Origin of the sequence: Maricaulis sp. D1M11, assembly GCF_047308265.1 — a bacterium.
Taxonomy (GTDB): Bacteria; Pseudomonadota; Alphaproteobacteria; order Caulobacterales; family Maricaulaceae; genus Maricaulis.
The window spans coordinates 87,632-104,151 of record NZ_JBKQWY010000008.1 but is presented as its reverse complement, the minus strand read 5'-3'; the positions used below and the strand labels follow the sequence as shown (position 1 = coordinate 104,151).

The window sequence follows — 16,520 nt, the reverse complement described above, 5'->3', positions numbered from 1 at the left end:
CAGTCGATGAGGTCTGTCCTGCGTGATGATTGTGCCGGACGTCCTGACGGGCGTCTCCTGATTTGTCTGACCAAAATCTGACCATGTCCCAAGATACTCAAAATGCATTGCTTTTGCCCGATTTCCAGCTCGGTGAATTTCGGGTGGAACCGGTCAATGGGTGTCTATGGGCCGGTGAGACCCGTATCGACCTGGAACCGCGTGTCATGGCGCTTCTGTGTGCGCTGGTGCGCGCTGGCGGGCGGACGGTGAGTAAGGACACCCTGTTTGACACCGTATGGACCGGGGTGACGGTCAACGAAGATGCATTGAGCCGGGCGGTATGGAAACTGCGCCAGGCCCTGGGCGATGATGCGCGTAATCCTACCTATGTCGAGACGGTCTCCAAGCGGGGATATCGCCTGCGGGTTGACGCGGTGCCGTTCCAGCCGGTGCAGACGGCATCGCAGCCATCACAGCCGGGCTGGGTATTGTGGGCGGCCGGAGGCGGGCTGGCGGTCCTTGTCCTGGGCCTTCTGGTCATGGCCTGGTGGGTCCAGCCCCGCAGCGATATGCCCCAGGAGGTGGCGCTCATCGCCCGCGCGGATGAGTTCTACTATCAATTCACTGAGGCCGATAATGCGTCGGCCCAACGCTTGTACGCCCGGGCCCTCGAGCTTGATCCAGAGGGCGCGCCGGCCCATGCCGGGTTGGCCAATGCGATGACCCAGTCAGTGATCCGTTTCTCGGACGGCGTCTGGGCGGAGGTCGGGCTGAGATCGCGGGTGCGCACGGCCCTGGCCAATGGCCGTACCGAGACCGAGAGCGCGCAATTGACGCTAGCGCGGGCGCGTCATCACGCCGAAGAAGCCGTCCGTCTGGATGGGGATTATGCGCTGGGCTATCGCGCGCTGGGGCTGGTTTTGTCGGCCCAGGGGGAGATCGAGGCCGCCATCGATATGTTCAACCGGGCCGCGATCATCGATCCCGATGCCTGGGAGGCCTACATCAATCTCTCCGACCTCCACCAGCATACTGATCGGCCCGATCTGGCCCTGGCCTATATGGAACAGGGGTTTGATGCGATGAGCCGGGTCTATGACACCCAGACTGTTCTGGTGCGGCCCTGGTATTCCGATACGGGGCTGAGCATTGCCCGCATGCATGTCGAGCGCGAAGACCTTGCCGCAGCCGAAGACTGGTATGCGCGGATTTTGCAATGGGACCCGCTGAATGATGCCGCGCTTGTCGGTTTGGCCAGCTTGCGCGCAGCGCGCGGCGAAGCCGCGAGCGCACGTGAAATCTGCGCCCGCCGGACATCTCAGCCTGAGACCGGACCTTGCCCCGACCCGGACCTCAATCCACTTTGACCCTATCTGCTGCCACACTGGAGCCTGACATGTCGGACCTCAATGACCTGATCGATCGATTGCCCAAGGCCGAGCTGCATCTGCATATCGAGGGCTCGCTGGAGCCGGAACTCATGTTCGAGCTGGCAGAGCGCAATGGGGTGGCGATCCCATTCAAGAGTGTCGACGAGATCCGTGCCGCCTATGATTTTTCCAATCTCCAGGATTTCCTCGATATCTATTATGTCGGCATGAATGTGTTGCAGACCGAACAGGATTTCTTCGATTTGACCTGGGCCTATCTGCAACGCGCTGCGGCGGACACCGTGCGCCATGTCGAGATCTTCTTTGACCCCCAGGGGCATACGGATCGAGGTATTGCCTTTGGCACGGTGATAAGCGGGATCGACCGGGCCTTGAAACAGGGTGAGGCCGAGCTGGGTATCAGTTCGCGCCTGATCATGTGTTTCTTGCGTCACCTGTCTGAGGAGGCCGCCTTCGAGACACTGGCCCAGGCTGAACCGCATCTTGATCTCATTCATGGCGTGGGGCTGGACAGTTCGGAGATGGGGCATCCGCCGTCCAAGTTCGAGCGTGTGTTTGCACGGGCTGGTGAGCTGGGGCTCAAGCGTGTGGCACATGCCGGAGAGGAAGGGCCACCGGCCTATGTTAGCGAGGCGCTGGATCTGCTCCGGATCGACCGGCTGGATCACGGCAATCGCTCGCTTGAGGATGCTGAGTTGGTTGAACGCCTGGTGCAATCGGAGATGACATTGACCGTGTGTCCGTTGTCCAATCTGCGCCTGTGCGGCGTCGAGCGCCTGGCCGACCATCCGCTCAAGCGCATGCTCGCGCTGGGGCTAAAAGTGATGGTGAACTCCGATGATCCGGCTTACTTCGGGGGGTATGTGAACGAGAATTTCCGCCAGACCGCCGCGGCCATCGATCTGACCCGGGACGAGATTATCACGCTGGCCCGCAATAGTTTTACCGGGTCCTTCCTCGATGACGCTGCCATCGCCCGGCACCTGGCGGATATTGACCGCATTTCTTTGTCCCCGGCTTGACGCGGCCAGGCTCATCTAATCATCCGGTCCTGGTCGCCGGCGCGATCGTTTGCGTGCGCTTGTTCGGGCCTTGGCGTCTTTCACCCGCTGGACAGAGGCGCGGCTCGGGCGGGTTGCGACCCGTTTTTTCGGTGGGGTTAGCGCCTGGACGATGAGGGCCCTCAATCGTTCACGAACAGCGTCGCGATTGCGCGCCTGGGCCCGGTGACGATCACTGCGCAGAATGATGTCACCGTCGCGGGTCAGGCGTTGCCCAGCCAGGGTGCGTAGTCGGGCCTTGATATCGGCGTGCGGGGCCTGCCATTGGCTGAGGTGAAAGCGCAGCTGGACCGCGCTGTCTGTGGTGTTCACATGCTGCCCACCCGGGCCGGAGGCTCGCACGGTTTTCTCTTCGATGAGGAGTTCATCTATGTAGAGATGGTCGGTGATCTGCATGGTGTGTTCTGGAAGAAAAAGTGCGCCAGCTCATACGAGCCGGCGCACTAATGTCTGTGAACAGAAGGCGTTATTCGCCGTCAGCAGCCGGTGCCTCGCCGCCTTCAGCCGGCGCTTCCGCAGCCGGCGCGGCAACAGCGGCCGGGGCTGGGGGAGTGGAATAGCTGGCGGCCAGGGTCCGGGCCAGGATCATGTTTTTCGTGCGGCCGCGGCTACCGATCAGGAAGCAATCGATGATTTGCCAGATGCCAAAGCCGCCAAATGTGATCAGCTTGAACAGACCGGCAACGATGTCGCCGACTAGGAAACGGTCAATGCCCAGCCAGCCGAGCCACATGTTGAAACCGTACAGCACAACCGGGTTTTTCTCGGAGGCCTGAAAGGCCATCAGAAACGGTGTGCGGTTTTGCTCGGGCAGATTGTTCACAATCTGCATGAGTTGAAGCGTATACGTGCGCTGGTCCATAAAAACCCCCAAAACGCGAAAAGAATGCGGCCCCTCTGCCGTGCCGCAACTTTGCCACGCAATCGAGCAGGCGCAAGCCTTAAGTGTCGACTAGTCGTGGGGATTCATGAGCAGGTCCGCCCCGAATTCGCGAACTTGCAGACGGACCCGCTCACCGGCGACACGCGCCTTGCCCGAACAGGCCAGCGCGACACATTGCGGATAGAGCTTGTGCTCGGCCTCCAGAACGCGCTGGGCGAGGGTGTCCGGAGTATCGCCATGCAGGACAGGGACTGCGGCCTGACCGATGATCGGGCCATCATCCATTTCCGGGCGAACATAATGCACCGAGCAGCCATGAATGCGCACACCGGCTTCCAGCGCGCGTTCATGCGTATGAAGCCCCTTGAAAGCGGGCAGAAGCGAGGGATGAATGTTGATCAAGAGGTCGCGCCAGCGCTCGGTAAACCAGGGCGTCAGAATGCGCATAAATCCGGCCAGACAGACGATGCGGGTTCCATGGTCGCGGATCACGGTATCGAGGGCTTCCTCGAAGGCTTCGCGGTTTTCATAATCACGATGGTCGACCACGGCGGTCGCAATGCCCGCGACGCGCGCCCGTTCGAGCCCATAGGCATCAGCTTTATTGGAGACGACCAGCACGATTTCCGCCGGATAGTCGTCATCTTTTGCCGCATCGATCAGGGCTTGCAGATTACTGCCACGCCCGGACACGAGAACGGCAATTTTGGTCTTGGCCATGACAGGGCCCTTGTATCTGGTCTGGTGTCGGATCAGGGCCCGGCGCGGGGGCAGGGCCTTTGTTCAGGGTCTGAAACGCAGGTGACGCGCCGTGGGTGATCGAGCTCCGATCAGGCCTTGGCAGAGAGTGTACCTATGATCTTGGCCGTCTCACCCGATTGTGCAAGGCGTGAGATGACCTCTTCAGCGCGATCGGCTGCGACACAGAGCAGCATGCCGATGCCGCAATTGAAGGTACGGTGCATCTCGGCATCCGCAATCTGACCGGCTTCCTGCAACCAGTCGAAGACCGGCAGGCTGTCGATGGCCTCATAGTCGATGTTTGCGCTCAGATGATCGGGCAGCATGCGCGGCGGATTTTCAACAAGCCCGCCCCCGGTGATGTGAGCGAGTCCCTTGACGAGCCCGGCCTTGATCAGCGGCAGGCAGGTCGAGACATACAGGCGTGTCGGAGCAAGCAGCGCCTCGCCCAGCGTGGTATCGGGCTGGAAAGGCGCCGGGTCGGACCAGGTCAGACCCGTATGGTCAGCCACTTTTCGCACCAGGGAGAAACCGTTGGAGTGGACACCGGAGGAGGTGAGGCCGATCAGCACATCGCCGTCCGTCATCGCGTCGTGATCAGGCAGTAGGCGTCCGCGCTCGGCGGCGCCCACCACAAATCCGGCGAGATCAAAATCCTCGCCCTCATACATGCCCGGCATTTCTGCGGTCTCACCGCCGATCAGCGCACAACCGCTTTCACGACAGCCCTGGGCGATGCCAGCGACAATGTCTGCGCCGCGCGTGGGGTCGAGTTTGGAGGTCGCCAGATAGTCGAGGAAAAACAGAGGCTCTGCGCCCTGCGCCAGAATATCGTTCACGCACATGGCCACGAGGTCGATGCCCACCGTGTCCAGCTTGCCCGTGGCGATGGCCAGTTTCAGCTTGGTTCCGACCCCATCGGTGCCGGAAATCAGGATCGGATCGTCATAACCGGCCGCTTTCAGGTCGAATGCGCCTCCAAATCCACCCAGATCTGCCGCTGCCCCGGGACGACGTGTCGATGCCGCAAGGGGTTTGATCCGGTCGACGAGTGCGTCTCCGGCATCAATATCGACACCGCTGCCGGCATAAGTCAGACCGCCCTCGGGCGTGGATTTGGATGCGGAAGGCGTGTCACCGGCCATGCGGTTCCCCCAAAAACTGAAAAAGAGCGCCGGAGTACAGTCGAAACCGGCTTTTGACGCAAGCCACAGGCTTCACGCGGAACTGCACCTCGTTATAGTGGCCCCGGATCTGTTTCGACCGGAGGGGTGTCGTGCGAGTTATTTTGAGTGTTCTGGTCCTGGCGTTTGCCACGATCGGCCCGGTCCAGGCTCAGGACCCGTATACTATCACCGGCGTGGCGATCGATGCCACTGCGGATAATGCCTATGAAGCCCAGGCCGCCGCGCTGCGATCCGGTCAGGCCGAGGCTGCGCGACGGCTCGTCGCGCGTTTGACCCTAGCAGAAGACCGGCTTGAGACCGGTCTGGACGAAAGCGTCTATATCAATGAAATGGGTGAGGAATTCTCATTCTATGTCCTTGATGATGTGACTGTCGCAGAGATGATTTCAGGGCTAGAAGTGATGGATGAGCGCCGCAGTGCAACCCGCTACTTGGCCAATTTGACCGTCAGCTTCGACCCGCGCGCTGTTGAGCGCTTGATGACACGACTGGGCGTGCCCTATGTCGAATCGCAATCGCGGCCCCTGCTGGTCCTGCCGATTTATGAGCGCAATGGCAGTTTCGAACTCTGGACCGACAATGCCTGGCGCCGTGCCTGGCAGTCGGGCGGATTTGAACATGCCCTGACCCCCATGTTTGTGCCGGCGGGGCGTGAAGGCGAATCAGTCATCTCTGCCCGCGGAGCGCTGAGCCTGTCCAATAGCGGTCTGCGTCAGCTCGCAGCCCTTTACGGTGTGGACCGCATGGCTATTTTGCGCGCGCGCAGCGAAGAGATCGGTGAAAACCGCACACGTCAGCGTCTTGGTGGGTATCTGGTGGATCTGAGCGATGCCGAGGAGCCACAGGTCGAGACCTGGGGGCCCGTCAATATCGAGGGGAGCTGGGCAGAGACGGCGGATGCCTTCCTGACCGCGCGTGAGGATGAGTGGAAACGTGTCAGCATTGTCCGCGATGCCGAACTCCATGCCCTGGAAGTGACGGTGCTCTATAATGCTCTGGGCGAGTGGCGCGGGCTGCAATCCTCGCTGACCGGAGCCTCCTTGGTTGAACAGGCGCGTCTGGATGCCCTTTCGCGTCATGGCGCCTTGATGACGGTGACCTATCGCGGAGCACAGGAACAGCTGATCAACGAGCTTGGCGAACGCGGGCTTGTGTTGGAAGAACAGCCGGGCCTGGGCTGGGTAGCGCGCGAGGACGGCTAGAGCGTTCCCGTGCGACAGGTCCAGCCGGGTCGGACAAGACCGGCCAAAGCAAGACGAGAGCGATAAAAGATGAGCGAACAGCTCACGCTGGACCTGCCCATACGTGATGATTTCAGTCCTGAAGCCTTTGTGGCCGGGGCGGCCAATGCGGATGCCCGCGCAGCACTGACCCAATGGCGCGACTGGCCGCGCGGCGCGCTTTTACTGTGTGGTCCAGCCGGGGCGGGCAAGACCCACATGGCCGCGATATGGGCGCGCATGTCCCAGGCGGACGCTGTTGAGGCTTCGGACCTGGAGGCATTCCTCCCGGATTTTGCCAGTGATCGCGCCCTCGTGGTGGAAAATGCTGACCGGGTTCCCGCCGGCGAGGCGCTGTTTCATGTGCTCAACCGGGCCATGGAAGACGATATGCCTGGTCTCTTGCTGACAGCCCGCGTCCTGCCGGCCTTGTGGACCGTGACCGTGCCCGATCTGGTTTCACGCCTCAAAGCCTTGCCCGTGGTGGATATCCATGAGCCCGATGATGATCTCTTGTCACACCTCCTCGAAAAACAACTCATGGACCGGGGCACGGCCATCGATCCGGGGGTCATCCACTATCTCCTGCCGCGCATCGAACGATCTGTGGAAGCCGTCCGAGAACTCGTTGACAGGCTGGACAAATGCGCGCTGGTGAACCAGACACCCATCAACAGAACCGTGGCCCGCACCGTCCTGGCGGCCTGGGATGATGAAAGGAACGCGTCATGACCGATCTTCAGGAGGTTCAAAGCCTGCCGGAAGTGGATATTGCCGAGCTGATGCAGTCACCGGACCGGTTCGTAAATCGCGAACTGTCCTGGCTCCGGTTCAATGAACGGGTCATCGAGGAAGCGGAAAATCCCAATCACCCGGTGTTTGAACGCCTGCGTTTCCTGTCCATTTCAGCCAGCAATCTGGACGAGTTTTTCATGGTCCGTGTGGCCGGTCTGCGCGCGCGTGTCCGCAATGGCGTGACAACACGAGGCATGGATGGCCGTACGGCGGCGGAACAGCTGGCCGAGATTCAGACCCTGGCGGGTGAGTTGATGGACAAGCAGCAAGTGCTGTGGACGCAATTGCGCAAGGATATCGCCGCGGCCGGCGTGGACGTGCTCGACGAACAAGACCTCTCTCAGGCGGATGCGGATTGGCTGAAGGATGAGTTTCTCACGCACACTCTGCCCGTCCTGACCCCATTGGCGATTGATCCGGCGCATCCCTTTCCCTTCATCCCCAATCTGGGGTTTGCCATTGTCCTGCAATTGCGCAAGTCCGGCACGGATGAGGAAATGAGCGCCCTGGTCCCCATGCCCAGCGGTGTGAAGCGATTTGTCGAATTGCCGGCCCGATCCGGTGAGACGGGGCAGGTCCAGCGCTTCATGTCCCTGGAAAATGTGCTGACCTTGAATGTCGAAACCCTGTTCCCTGGTTATGAGCTGGCGGGCAAGGGTGTGTTCCGGGTGATCCGTGACAGCGATATCGAGATCGAGGAGGAATCTGAAGATCTGGTTCTGGAATTTGAGAACCTGCTCAAACAGCGTCGTCGCGGCGTGATCGTCCGTCTCAAGATCGATAGCGCCATGCCGGACGCCCTGAGGGATATGCTGGTGGAGCATATCGAGGCGTCGGAACAGGATATCGTGCCGGTCGAGGGTATTCTTGGCCTCGCCCAGATTTCCGAACTGATTCCGGATGGTCGCCCTGAACACGTGTTCAAACCTTATGAACCGCGCTTTCCTGAACGGATCCGCGATCATGGGGGCGATTGTTTTGCGGCCATTCGCGAAAAGGACATGGTCGTCCACCACCCCTATGAGACCTTCGATGTGGTCGTGCAGTTCCTGCGTCAGGCTGCGGCCGACCCGGAGGTGGTGACGATCAAGCAGACCCTCTACCGGACCTCCAAGGACAGCCCAATCGTGGCGGCACTCATCGAGGCGGCGGAATCGGGCAAAAATGTCACGGCTCTGGTCGAGCTGAAGGCGCGTTTTGATGAGGAAGCCAACCTCAAATGGGCGCGTGATCTCGAACGCGCGGGTGTGCAGGTCGTCTACGGTTTCATCGAGTACAAGACCCACGCCAAGATCAGCCTGGTCGTGCGGCGCGAGGGCGCGGAGCTTCGCACTTACGCGCATTTCGGGACCGGTAATTACCACCCGATTACAGCACGCTTCTATACAGATCTGTCCGTCTTTACGGCCGATCCGGCGTATGGTCGCGATGCCGGTCGTATCTTCAACTTCCTGACCGGTTATGCCCAGCCGCAAAATCTTGAACGTCTCGCGATGTCGCCGCTCAATCTCAAGGATACAATCCTGGAGAATATTGATGTGGAGATCGCCAACGCCAAGGCAGGCAAGCCCGCGGCGGTGTGGGCGAAAATGAACTCGCTTGTCCATTCCGAGATCATCGATGCGCTTTACCGGGCCAGCCAGGCGGGCGTGCAGGTGGATCTGGTGGTGCGGGGCATTTGCTGTCTGCGCCCGGGCATTGAAGGCCTGTCTGAAAACATCCGCGTGAAGTCGATTGTCGGACGCTTTCTCGAACATGGTCGTGTGGTCTGTTTCGCCAATGGAGGCGATATGCCGGGACCGCAGGCCAAGGTCTTTATCTCCTCGGCCGATTGGATGCCGCGCAATCTGGACCGCCGGGTGGAACATTTGTGCCCGATCCAGAACCCGACAGTGCATCGACAGGTGCTGGACCAGATCATGGTGGCCAACATCAATGATGAGGCCCAGAGCTGGTACATGCAGGCGGATGGCACGTATGACCGAGTGGATGTGTCGGACATTCCCGAGCCGTTTTGCGCGCATGATTACTTCATGACCAATCCGAGCCTCTCGGGGCGCGGTGATGCGCTGGAAACGGACATGCCGCCGACCTTTGCGGGACGGGGCCGTCCGGCGTGACGTCATTGACTGCCACTCCCTTGGCCGAGAATGCGGTGACCCGGGATGTCGCGGTCATCGATATCGGTTCGAATTCGGTTCGCCTGGTGCACTACAGGTTGGAAGGGCGTGCGGTCTGGCCCGTCTATAACGAGAAAGTCATGGCCGGTCTTGGCCGCGGTATCCGCGATACGGGACGCCTGCATGACGAGGGCTATCGGATTGCCTTGCGCGCGCTCAAGCGTTTCCAGCGTTTGCTGCGCGCCAAATCGATCACGGATGTTTACCCGGTCGCCACTGCTGCCGTGCGCTACGCACAAGACGGTCAGGATTTTGTCGACGAGGTGAGGGCGCTGACCGGGTTCGAGATCCGGGTGCTGACCGGCGAGGAAGAGGGGGGCTTGTCGGCGCAGGGACTGCTCAGCGGTATTCCCGCCGCCCATGGCATGATGGGTGATCTCGGCGGTGCCAGCCTGGAACTGACCGATCTGGTTTCCGGTGAGAGTGGTCTGAGCCGCAGCGTGCCCCTTGGCCCGCAATCCATCCTGACCGAACAGGATGAGGGGTTGGGCAAGGCCAAGGTGCGGATCAAGACGGTGCTCAAGGAGGTCCACGGTCTGAAGGGGCGTGGCGGAACCTTCTATGCCGTGGGTGGGGCCTGGCGGGCTCTAACGCATCTGGCCTTTGCCCAGACCGGCTACCCCTTGCACGTGGTCCATCAGTTTGCGCTCAATGACGCACAGACACGCACATTGACGCGCTTTGCGATGAGCCAGAGCCCGGCCTCCCTGCGCGGCATCCCCAACCTGTCCCAGCGTCGTATGGCCAATCTGCCCTATGCCGCACTGTTGTTGCGCCAGATCATGAAACATGGCGCGTTTGACCAAGTTGTGTTTTCCGCCAATGGCCTGCGCGAAGGCGTGCTGATGCAGCAAATCCCTCCGGTCATCCGCGAGCAGGACCCGCTGATCGCCGGGGCTGACGCGCTTGCGCGGCCGATCGTGCCCTCAATCCAGTTCGGAACGGCCTTGCTGAGCTGGATGCAGCCTTTCCTGGATGTGATACCGCGCGCGTTCAGCGAGCATGATTATCGCCGATATGTGGGAGCGGCGTGTCGTATGGTGGATCTGGGTGCGCGGTTTCACCCGGATCATCGTGGCCAGCTGGTGCGGGACACTGTTTTGTATGCGCCACTGGCCGGGTGTTGCCATGCTGGCCGGGTCTTTATCGCGGCCATTCTGCAAACCCGGTATGGTGAAACTCGGGGCGAAACGGACGCAATCCTGGCCCTGCTTGATCGGGACCAGCGGGCCACTGCCGAAGCGGTCGGACTGGTCATGCGCCTGGCGGCCAAACTTTCGGGTCGCTCGCCGGAATTGCTCGAACGGTTTGAAGTCGACATTGACAGCGCGCGCATTCGACTGGATGTCGCCGAGAGTGTGCACGATCTTTATGTCGAGCGGGCCCTGTCCAATCTGGACCAGATTGCCAGTCGTGTCGGCCGGGCCGCGCAGGTTCGATATCTGGGGGCTGATGCGGCGGAGTAGGGTCTAGCCCTCGACCTCCTTGGCGACGACCTTGCCCTCTTGCAGGGACAGACCGATCAGCCCCTTTTTGAGGCGAATGGCGGGTTCACCAAAGACCTCGCGGCGCCAGCCCTGCATGGCCGGAACCGCGGCATTGTCGTCGACAGCAATCTTTTCCAGATCCGGCACTGTGGCGATGAGGCGTGTCGCGACCCCGGCCTCGTCGGCGACCAGTTTGAGATAGACTTTGAGCAATTCCACCGTTGGACCAATGCCTTGTGGCGGGGGTGTCGGTTTTTCCACCTTGGGGGCATAGGCCTCGGCATTGGCGAGAGCCTCGACCATGGCGGCGATCAGGCGTTCGCCGGGCCGGGACCGTTCAAAGCCTTTGGGCACGGCGCGCAAACCCTGAAGATCGTCCGGCTTTTGCGGCTGGACATTGGCGACCTCGTAGAGCGCGTCATCCTTCATGACCCGCTGACGCGGCATGTCGCGGGTCTGGGCCTCGCGTTCACGCCAGGCGGCAGCAGCCCGCAGAGCAGCCAGCCAGCGCGGATGCAGCTTGCGCAGTTTCAGACGCTTCCACTGCGTTTCCGGGTCCAGCTCATAGGTTTTGGGATTGGTCAGAATGCCCATCTCATCCGCCAGCCAGTCATGCCGGTTCGCCTTGTCGAGGCGCTCGATGAGGATGGGGAATAGATCGCGCAGATGGGTGACATCGGCCAGGGCATAATCAAGCTGTTTGGTTGACAGCGGACGGCGCGACCAGTCCGTGAAGCGAGGGCCTTTATCGATCGGGCGACGCAGCAAGGCGCGGACCAGGCCGTCATAGGCAATGCTGTCGCCCAGGCCCAGTGCCATCGCAGCCACCTGGGTATCAAACAGCGGGGTCGGGATCAGGCCGTCGGCCTTGTGAAAGAAGATTTCCAGATCCTGGCGCGCGGCGTGAAACACTTTCATCACCGATGTGTCGCGCATGAGCGCCCAGAAGGGGGCCAGATCCAGCCCGTCGGCCAGCGGATCTATGATGATCTCGGTCTCGCCTCCGGCGACCTGAATCAGGCACAGCGCGGGCCAGTAGACGCTTTCGCGCATGAATTCCGTGTCGACAGCGACATGCTCGCACTGGGCGAGGGCGGTGCAGGCCTCTTGCAGGGCCTCGGTCGTGGTGATCATCGTCATCCCGCCGTGTTACTCCCGCCCGGCTCGAATTTCCATCATGAAGCGCTGTGGGATGCAGAGGTTTTGCGTTTCATGCGCCAGGCAATGAAGCCTGCGGCAAAGAGTGACACGGCGGCCAGGACAAAAAAGGCGAACTGGATGGGGAGTCCCGCAAAGGCAAGTCCGGCCAGCATGAAATTGCCAATCGTAGCGGTGCCGGCATTCATCAGACCCCCGGCTGCCAGCAAACGGCCGCGCAAGTCCGGTCGTGCCCGGCGCTGAGCCAGCGCTTGCAGGGGAACCACGAACAGGCCCGCGGATATTGCGGCAAAACCCAGATCGAACAACAAGCGCCAATTGCCTCGATCGGCCAGAAAGTCGGCAGCATGTGTCAGCGTTTCGCCTGTGGGGGCACGACCCAGGCTGGCCAGGGCGATATCAGTATTGAACACCACCAGTCCCAGCGCACCGAGGCAGGAGATCCACAGTGCTTCACCCTTGCCGGATATAACACCACACAGAAGCGCGCCGATCGCCGCACCGATGGTGAACAAGACCGAGAAGAGCAGGAACACGCTTTCATCGGCGCCCAGGACGTTCTTGGTGAAATTGGGCATCAGCGTGATGACAGCCGCAGCGAGCATCCAAAACCAGGCCGCGCCGAGCAAGGGCCGCAACACGTCGGGATGCTGAACGGCGAAGCGCAGGACACGGACGGTTTCCCAGATGAAGTTGAAGGAGACCGGCGCATCCGGTTCCGAGGCCCGGGCGGGGGGTAGTTGACGAATGGAAAGCCAGCCCAGAATGGCCATGATGATCAAAACGGCGCCAACATATAGCTCGCCACCGGCCCGCTGGATCAACCAGGATCCGATCCCGATACCCAGCAATACCGACACGTTCAGTGTTCCGCTGAGCAGGGCGTTGGCCGGGACCAATTCCTCCGGCTTGAGCAGGGTGGGCAGCGCCGCTTGTTTCGCCGGTGAGAAAAACGCCGACTGGACGCCCATCAGGAAGAGAGCCGGCATCAGTAATAGCGGTAGTTCCAGGACGAAGGCGATCGCCACAATGGCCATCAGCCAGATCTCGGCGAATTTTGCGACCCGCATCAATCGGGTGCGATCATACTTGTCGGCCAGACGCCCGGCGATCGCGGAGAAGAGCAGGATGGCACCGGTGAACAGCGAGGCAGCGAGTGGAACGATGACCTCGCTCGACGCGCCGAGCAGAGAGAGTTCCTTGTAGGTCACCAGGGTGATCAGGGCGTAGCGAAAGAAGTTGTCGTTAAACGCCCCCAGACTCTGGGCAATCATCAGAGGCAGGAAGCGGGCCTGGGTTACCAGGCCGGCCGCAAGACGTGCACTCATGTCTGTGTCTCCTCGCTCGCCTGGCCCTCGGCCTCCAGCGCGCGTGTACGGGTTTCAATCTGGTCGGCCAGGCGGGCGAGAAAGGTCTCGCGTGGAAGCCCGGGTTCGATGACGGGAAGAAATTCGATGACAGCGGGACCTGGCTGTTTCTGCCAGTCTTCCTGTTGCCAGCGCAGTCCCATATTGGTGGCGGCCGGGACGACCGGACGGCCCAGTTGCTCATACATGTGGGCCACTCCCAGACGATAGCGCTGGCTTTGTCCGACCGCTGTCAGCCCACCCTCGGGATAGATCAGCAACGGGCGGTTCTCGCCGTGTGAGCGGGCAATGGCGGCCTGCAGGGCGCCGATGGCTCGGGTCTCGCCCTGGGCATTGACCATGGTCGCGCCAGAGCGGCGAACAATGCGGTTGATCAGGGGAAACTTTTCAATCCCGTTTCCGATCACGAAATTGATGTCACCGGTAATGGCCATCATCAGCGGTCCGTCCGCATAGGATTGGTGTTTGGCGGCGATGATCACGCTCTGGTTTTTCGGCGGTGTGCCACGTACTTCGATGGGAATGCCCGCGACGGTGTGCAACAATCCACGCACCGATTTGCAATAGACGATCATGCCGCCCACCAGCGGGCGCCGCCAAGGCAACCAGGACAGGGCGTAACACACGATCGCGAAGAGCGCCGAGATACCCCAGAAGAGGGCGTTAAACACGAAGGATCGCATGGCCGTTTCTCCCCGTTGGCCCGCTGTGCGGACGCGCTGCGTCTAGCTGCGCAACGTTTGTGTGCGTCCAATGTGCAATCCACACTGACGGGATTGGTTCACGGACGCAAATTCTGCTTCCAGACAGCGACTGCGCGCTTCGACATCGTGTTCCAGTTGGCTGAGGAAGTCGGCCTTCGCCTCGCCGGCCTGTCGTGCGGGCAGGAATTCGATGACAGCCATGCCTGCAGACTTGCACCATTTGTTCTGGGGCCAGCACTGGCCGAGATTGGTCGCGACAGGCACGACGGGCCGATCCAGCGCGCGGGCGAGACGCCAGACACCGGAACGATATCGCATGCCCGTGCCCACCTCCGTGAGATGCCCTTCGGGATAGATCAGGACGGGCTGTTCCCGTCCTTCGCTTTGTGTGCGCTCAATGCCCGCCTCCAGCCTGGACTGGGCATCGATACCTCCCTGATTGCTGAGGACGATGGCCCCCGCCTTGCGCAGGACATGGCCCAGAAGCGGATAGTTTAGCAGATGGTCTCCACACACAAAGGAGAGGGACCCGGTCTTGGCAAGCATCACCATGCCATCGCCCCAGGACTGGTGTTTGGCGCCGATGACCACGGGCTGGTTGCGCGGAATCTCCCCCCGGACTTCAACCTTGATGCCGCAAATCCAGCGCATGGCGAGCAGGGTGAAGCGGGCGTAGGAGCGCAAGCCGTGCATCAGCGGCGACCGCCCCGGCAGCCAGGCAAGGATGAAACAGACAATGGCGTAGAACGCACTGCCGGACCAGTAGACGAGATTGAAAAGGATCGAGCGCATGGCTTGGCTCCGTGTCAGTCAAACTTGGGGTGGGATTTCAGGCGCAGCGCAGGACAGCTAGGCTGGCCCGCACAAATGTGTCGATGAGCTCGGTCATCGGGCGCTCCAGACGGCCATAGATCGAGTATTCTGCGGCTTGCAGAACCACGCCCATGGCCATGGCGGCCTTGATCTCCGGATCCCCTTTCGGGATCTCGCCGCGATCCATGGCTGCGGACACGGCGACCGCCATGACAGTCGATGGATCGGAGCCGCCATCACCGGACGCCGCGATGAAGGTATTGCGATGGGTGAGGTGATAGGTGAACTGTGCGGGGTCGTTCTCGGCCAGTTCACAATAGGCGGTGACAACGGTGCGGGTCATGGTTTCCAGATCCGCACTAGGATCAAGCGTATCGCTGACAAGGTCCGTCAGACGACGGTGAATGGCTTCAAACAGCAGGCGGGCCAGCTCGTCCTTGCTTTTGAAGTGCCGATACATGGCGCCATCCGAGATATCGCAAGCGCCGGCGATCTGTTTGATCGATACGCCATCTACGCCATGGCGCGCAAAAAGCTGTAGGGCAGCCCGTTCGATCCGGGCTTTGGTGGTGCCATAGCGCGCGGTCACCCCCTCATTCGGGTTCAATCCTTCAAACAGATCCTGGCGCAACATCGGGCTCATCCTTGCGTGAGTGAATGATCATTTACTTGCTTTATGGCGGATCTCCTGAGGGAGTGCAAGTGAATACTTACTTACATCCGATAAAATCTTACATCCTGCTGATGATAAACAAAAAAGCGGCGCTCGGGGCGCAGCCCGCGATGTGTTTGTCATCGAGGCCGGTGGCGGGCGCGATCGAGTTCGCGCAACCGAGGCCGACGTGATCGATCTCTGGTAGAGCGCTCATACGGCAGCACGACAAAAAAAGGGGGCGCCCCATTGGAGCGCCCCTTCGTTAGATCGTGTGTTCGAGCCTAGTTGCGCGACGGGAACACGCCACTGATCGCGACACAGAACTGGACAACCGCTGACGGGGCGATTGTGCTGAACGCTGCGCCATTCCCGGTGGGGGCGAGCATGTCGGATGACATCGCCACTTGAGCTCCAGCAAATCCATAAGCGCCAGGCGATCCCGAGGGATAAGTGCCGACCAAAGCCCCATTGGGCGATGCGACGGACGGCGCATTCGATGATGCGCCCACAACGTGGTTGTGCGCAGGCAAGTTGGCAGTCGTCAGCGTGACCGTCTCTGCTCCGACATATCCTCCATCGACAATTTGGACGCCGGCAGGGGCGTTGCCTGGATTGGGGTGAACCGGGACCCGGCCGCGCATGTCCGGAAGAGCAAAATTTGTTGAGCCGTTTCCGCCATAGCGTGTACCCAAAAGGGCAAAGAGGGCGGGATTGTCACTTGTATTGATCAGGCTACCGTCTGCTTTGGCAAACCCTCGGGGACACCAATCAAAGCCCACCATGATGATATCACCCAGATAGGGGTCAGTGTCGGCGTGGGCGGTGGACACGGACAGGCCGGTCAGGGCGAGGCTGCAGGTCACAGCAGCAAGGGACTGTTTGAAGATATGTGTCAT

General features: G+C 60.9%; 16 protein-coding genes. 6 read left to right on the top strand and 10 right to left on the bottom strand.

Features of this window, described 5'->3' with window-relative positions; all coding sequences use genetic code 11:
• Positions 1–83: 83 nt before the first annotated feature.
• Together RMQ97_RS13040 and RMQ97_RS13035 are read left to right on the top strand one after the other, a co-directional pair.
• Complete coding sequence (locus RMQ97_RS13040) at positions 84–1,349, top strand: winged helix-turn-helix domain-containing protein (protein WP_413661330.1); 1,266 nt, start codon at positions 84–86, stop codon at positions 1,347–1,349.
• Between the two features lie 29 nt (positions 1,350–1,378).
• Entirely contained in the window at positions 1,379–2,395 is a 1,017-nt protein-coding gene (locus RMQ97_RS13035; protein ID WP_413661329.1) for an adenosine deaminase, read from the top strand.
• Positions 2,396–2,410: 15 nt separating this feature from the next.
• Here RMQ97_RS13035 and arfB read toward each other — a convergent pair whose 3' ends face one another.
• From arfB to purM, 4 genes are all read right to left on the bottom strand, one after another.
• Entirely contained in the window at positions 2,411–2,830 is a 420-nt protein-coding gene (gene arfB / locus RMQ97_RS13030) for an alternative ribosome rescue aminoacyl-tRNA hydrolase ArfB (RefSeq protein ID WP_413661328.1), read from the bottom strand.
• 70 nt (positions 2,831–2,900) lie between these two features.
• Positions 2,901–3,296, bottom strand: coding sequence for a TM2 domain-containing protein (locus tag RMQ97_RS13025; protein WP_413661327.1), 396 nt, complete (start codon positions 3,294–3,296; stop codon positions 2,901–2,903).
• Positions 3,297–3,386: 90 nt separating this feature from the next.
• Complete coding sequence (gene purN, locus RMQ97_RS13020) at positions 3,387–4,037, bottom strand: phosphoribosylglycinamide formyltransferase (RefSeq protein WP_413661326.1); 651 nt, start codon at positions 4,035–4,037, stop codon at positions 3,387–3,389.
• Between the two features lie 110 nt (positions 4,038–4,147).
• Positions 4,148–5,203, bottom strand: coding sequence for a phosphoribosylformylglycinamidine cyclo-ligase (purM, locus tag RMQ97_RS13015; RefSeq protein WP_413661325.1), 1,056 nt, complete (start codon positions 5,201–5,203; stop codon positions 4,148–4,150).
• 131 nt (positions 5,204–5,334) lie between these two features.
• Here purM and RMQ97_RS13010 point away from each other — a divergent pair, with 131 nt between their 5' ends.
• The 4 genes from RMQ97_RS13010 to RMQ97_RS12995 all read left to right on the top strand — a co-directional run bounded on the left by RMQ97_RS13010 (position 5,335) and on the right by RMQ97_RS12995 (position 10,906).
• The gene (locus RMQ97_RS13010; protein WP_413661324.1) at positions 5,335–6,447 is read left to right on the top strand and encodes a DUF2066 domain-containing protein; all 1,113 of its coding nucleotides are present in this window, start codon (positions 5,335–5,337) and stop codon (positions 6,445–6,447) included.
• A gap of 69 nt (positions 6,448–6,516) precedes the next feature.
• Entirely contained in the window at positions 6,517–7,197 is a 681-nt protein-coding gene (locus tag RMQ97_RS13005; RefSeq protein ID WP_413661323.1) for a hypothetical protein, read from the top strand.
• The gene (locus RMQ97_RS13000) at positions 7,194–9,380 is read left to right on the top strand and encodes an RNA degradosome polyphosphate kinase (RefSeq protein ID WP_413661322.1); all 2,187 of its coding nucleotides are present in this window, start codon (positions 7,194–7,196) and stop codon (positions 9,378–9,380) included. The genes RMQ97_RS13005 and RMQ97_RS13000 overlap by 4 nt, the downstream gene beginning before the upstream one ends.
• Entirely contained in the window at positions 9,377–10,906 is a 1,530-nt protein-coding gene (locus RMQ97_RS12995) for a Ppx/GppA family phosphatase (protein WP_413661321.1), read from the top strand. Before RMQ97_RS13000 ends, RMQ97_RS12995 begins: the two co-directional genes overlap by 4 nt.
• A gap of 3 nt (positions 10,907–10,909) precedes the next feature.
• On the opposite strand, the gene rnd is transcribed toward RMQ97_RS12995, so the two are convergent.
• From rnd to RMQ97_RS12965, 6 genes are all read right to left on the bottom strand, one after another.
• Positions 10,910–12,067: a ribonuclease D gene (gene rnd / locus RMQ97_RS12990; protein ID WP_413661320.1), complete on the bottom strand. Its 1,158-nt coding sequence runs from the start codon at positions 12,065–12,067 to the stop codon at positions 10,910–10,912.
• 35 nt (positions 12,068–12,102) lie between these two features.
• On the bottom strand, positions 12,103–13,413 hold the full coding sequence (locus RMQ97_RS12985; RefSeq protein ID WP_413661319.1) for an MFS transporter: 1,311 nt from the start codon (positions 13,411–13,413) through the stop codon (positions 12,103–12,105).
• Entirely contained in the window at positions 13,410–14,135 is a 726-nt protein-coding gene (locus RMQ97_RS12980) for a lysophospholipid acyltransferase family protein (protein ID WP_413661318.1), read from the bottom strand. The genes RMQ97_RS12985 and RMQ97_RS12980 overlap by 4 nt, the downstream gene beginning before the upstream one ends.
• Positions 14,136–14,177: 42 nt before the next feature.
• A complete protein-coding gene (locus RMQ97_RS12975) occupies positions 14,178–14,948 on the bottom strand; it encodes a lysophospholipid acyltransferase family protein (protein ID WP_413661317.1) in 771 nt (256 codons plus the stop codon).
• Between the two features lie 37 nt (positions 14,949–14,985).
• Positions 14,986–15,603, bottom strand: coding sequence for a TetR/AcrR family transcriptional regulator (locus RMQ97_RS12970; protein ID WP_413661316.1), 618 nt, complete (start codon positions 15,601–15,603; stop codon positions 14,986–14,988).
• A 302-nt stretch (positions 15,604–15,905) separates the two neighbouring features.
• Complete coding sequence (locus RMQ97_RS12965) at positions 15,906–16,520, bottom strand: phage tail protein (RefSeq protein ID WP_413661315.1); 615 nt, start codon at positions 16,518–16,520, stop codon at positions 15,906–15,908.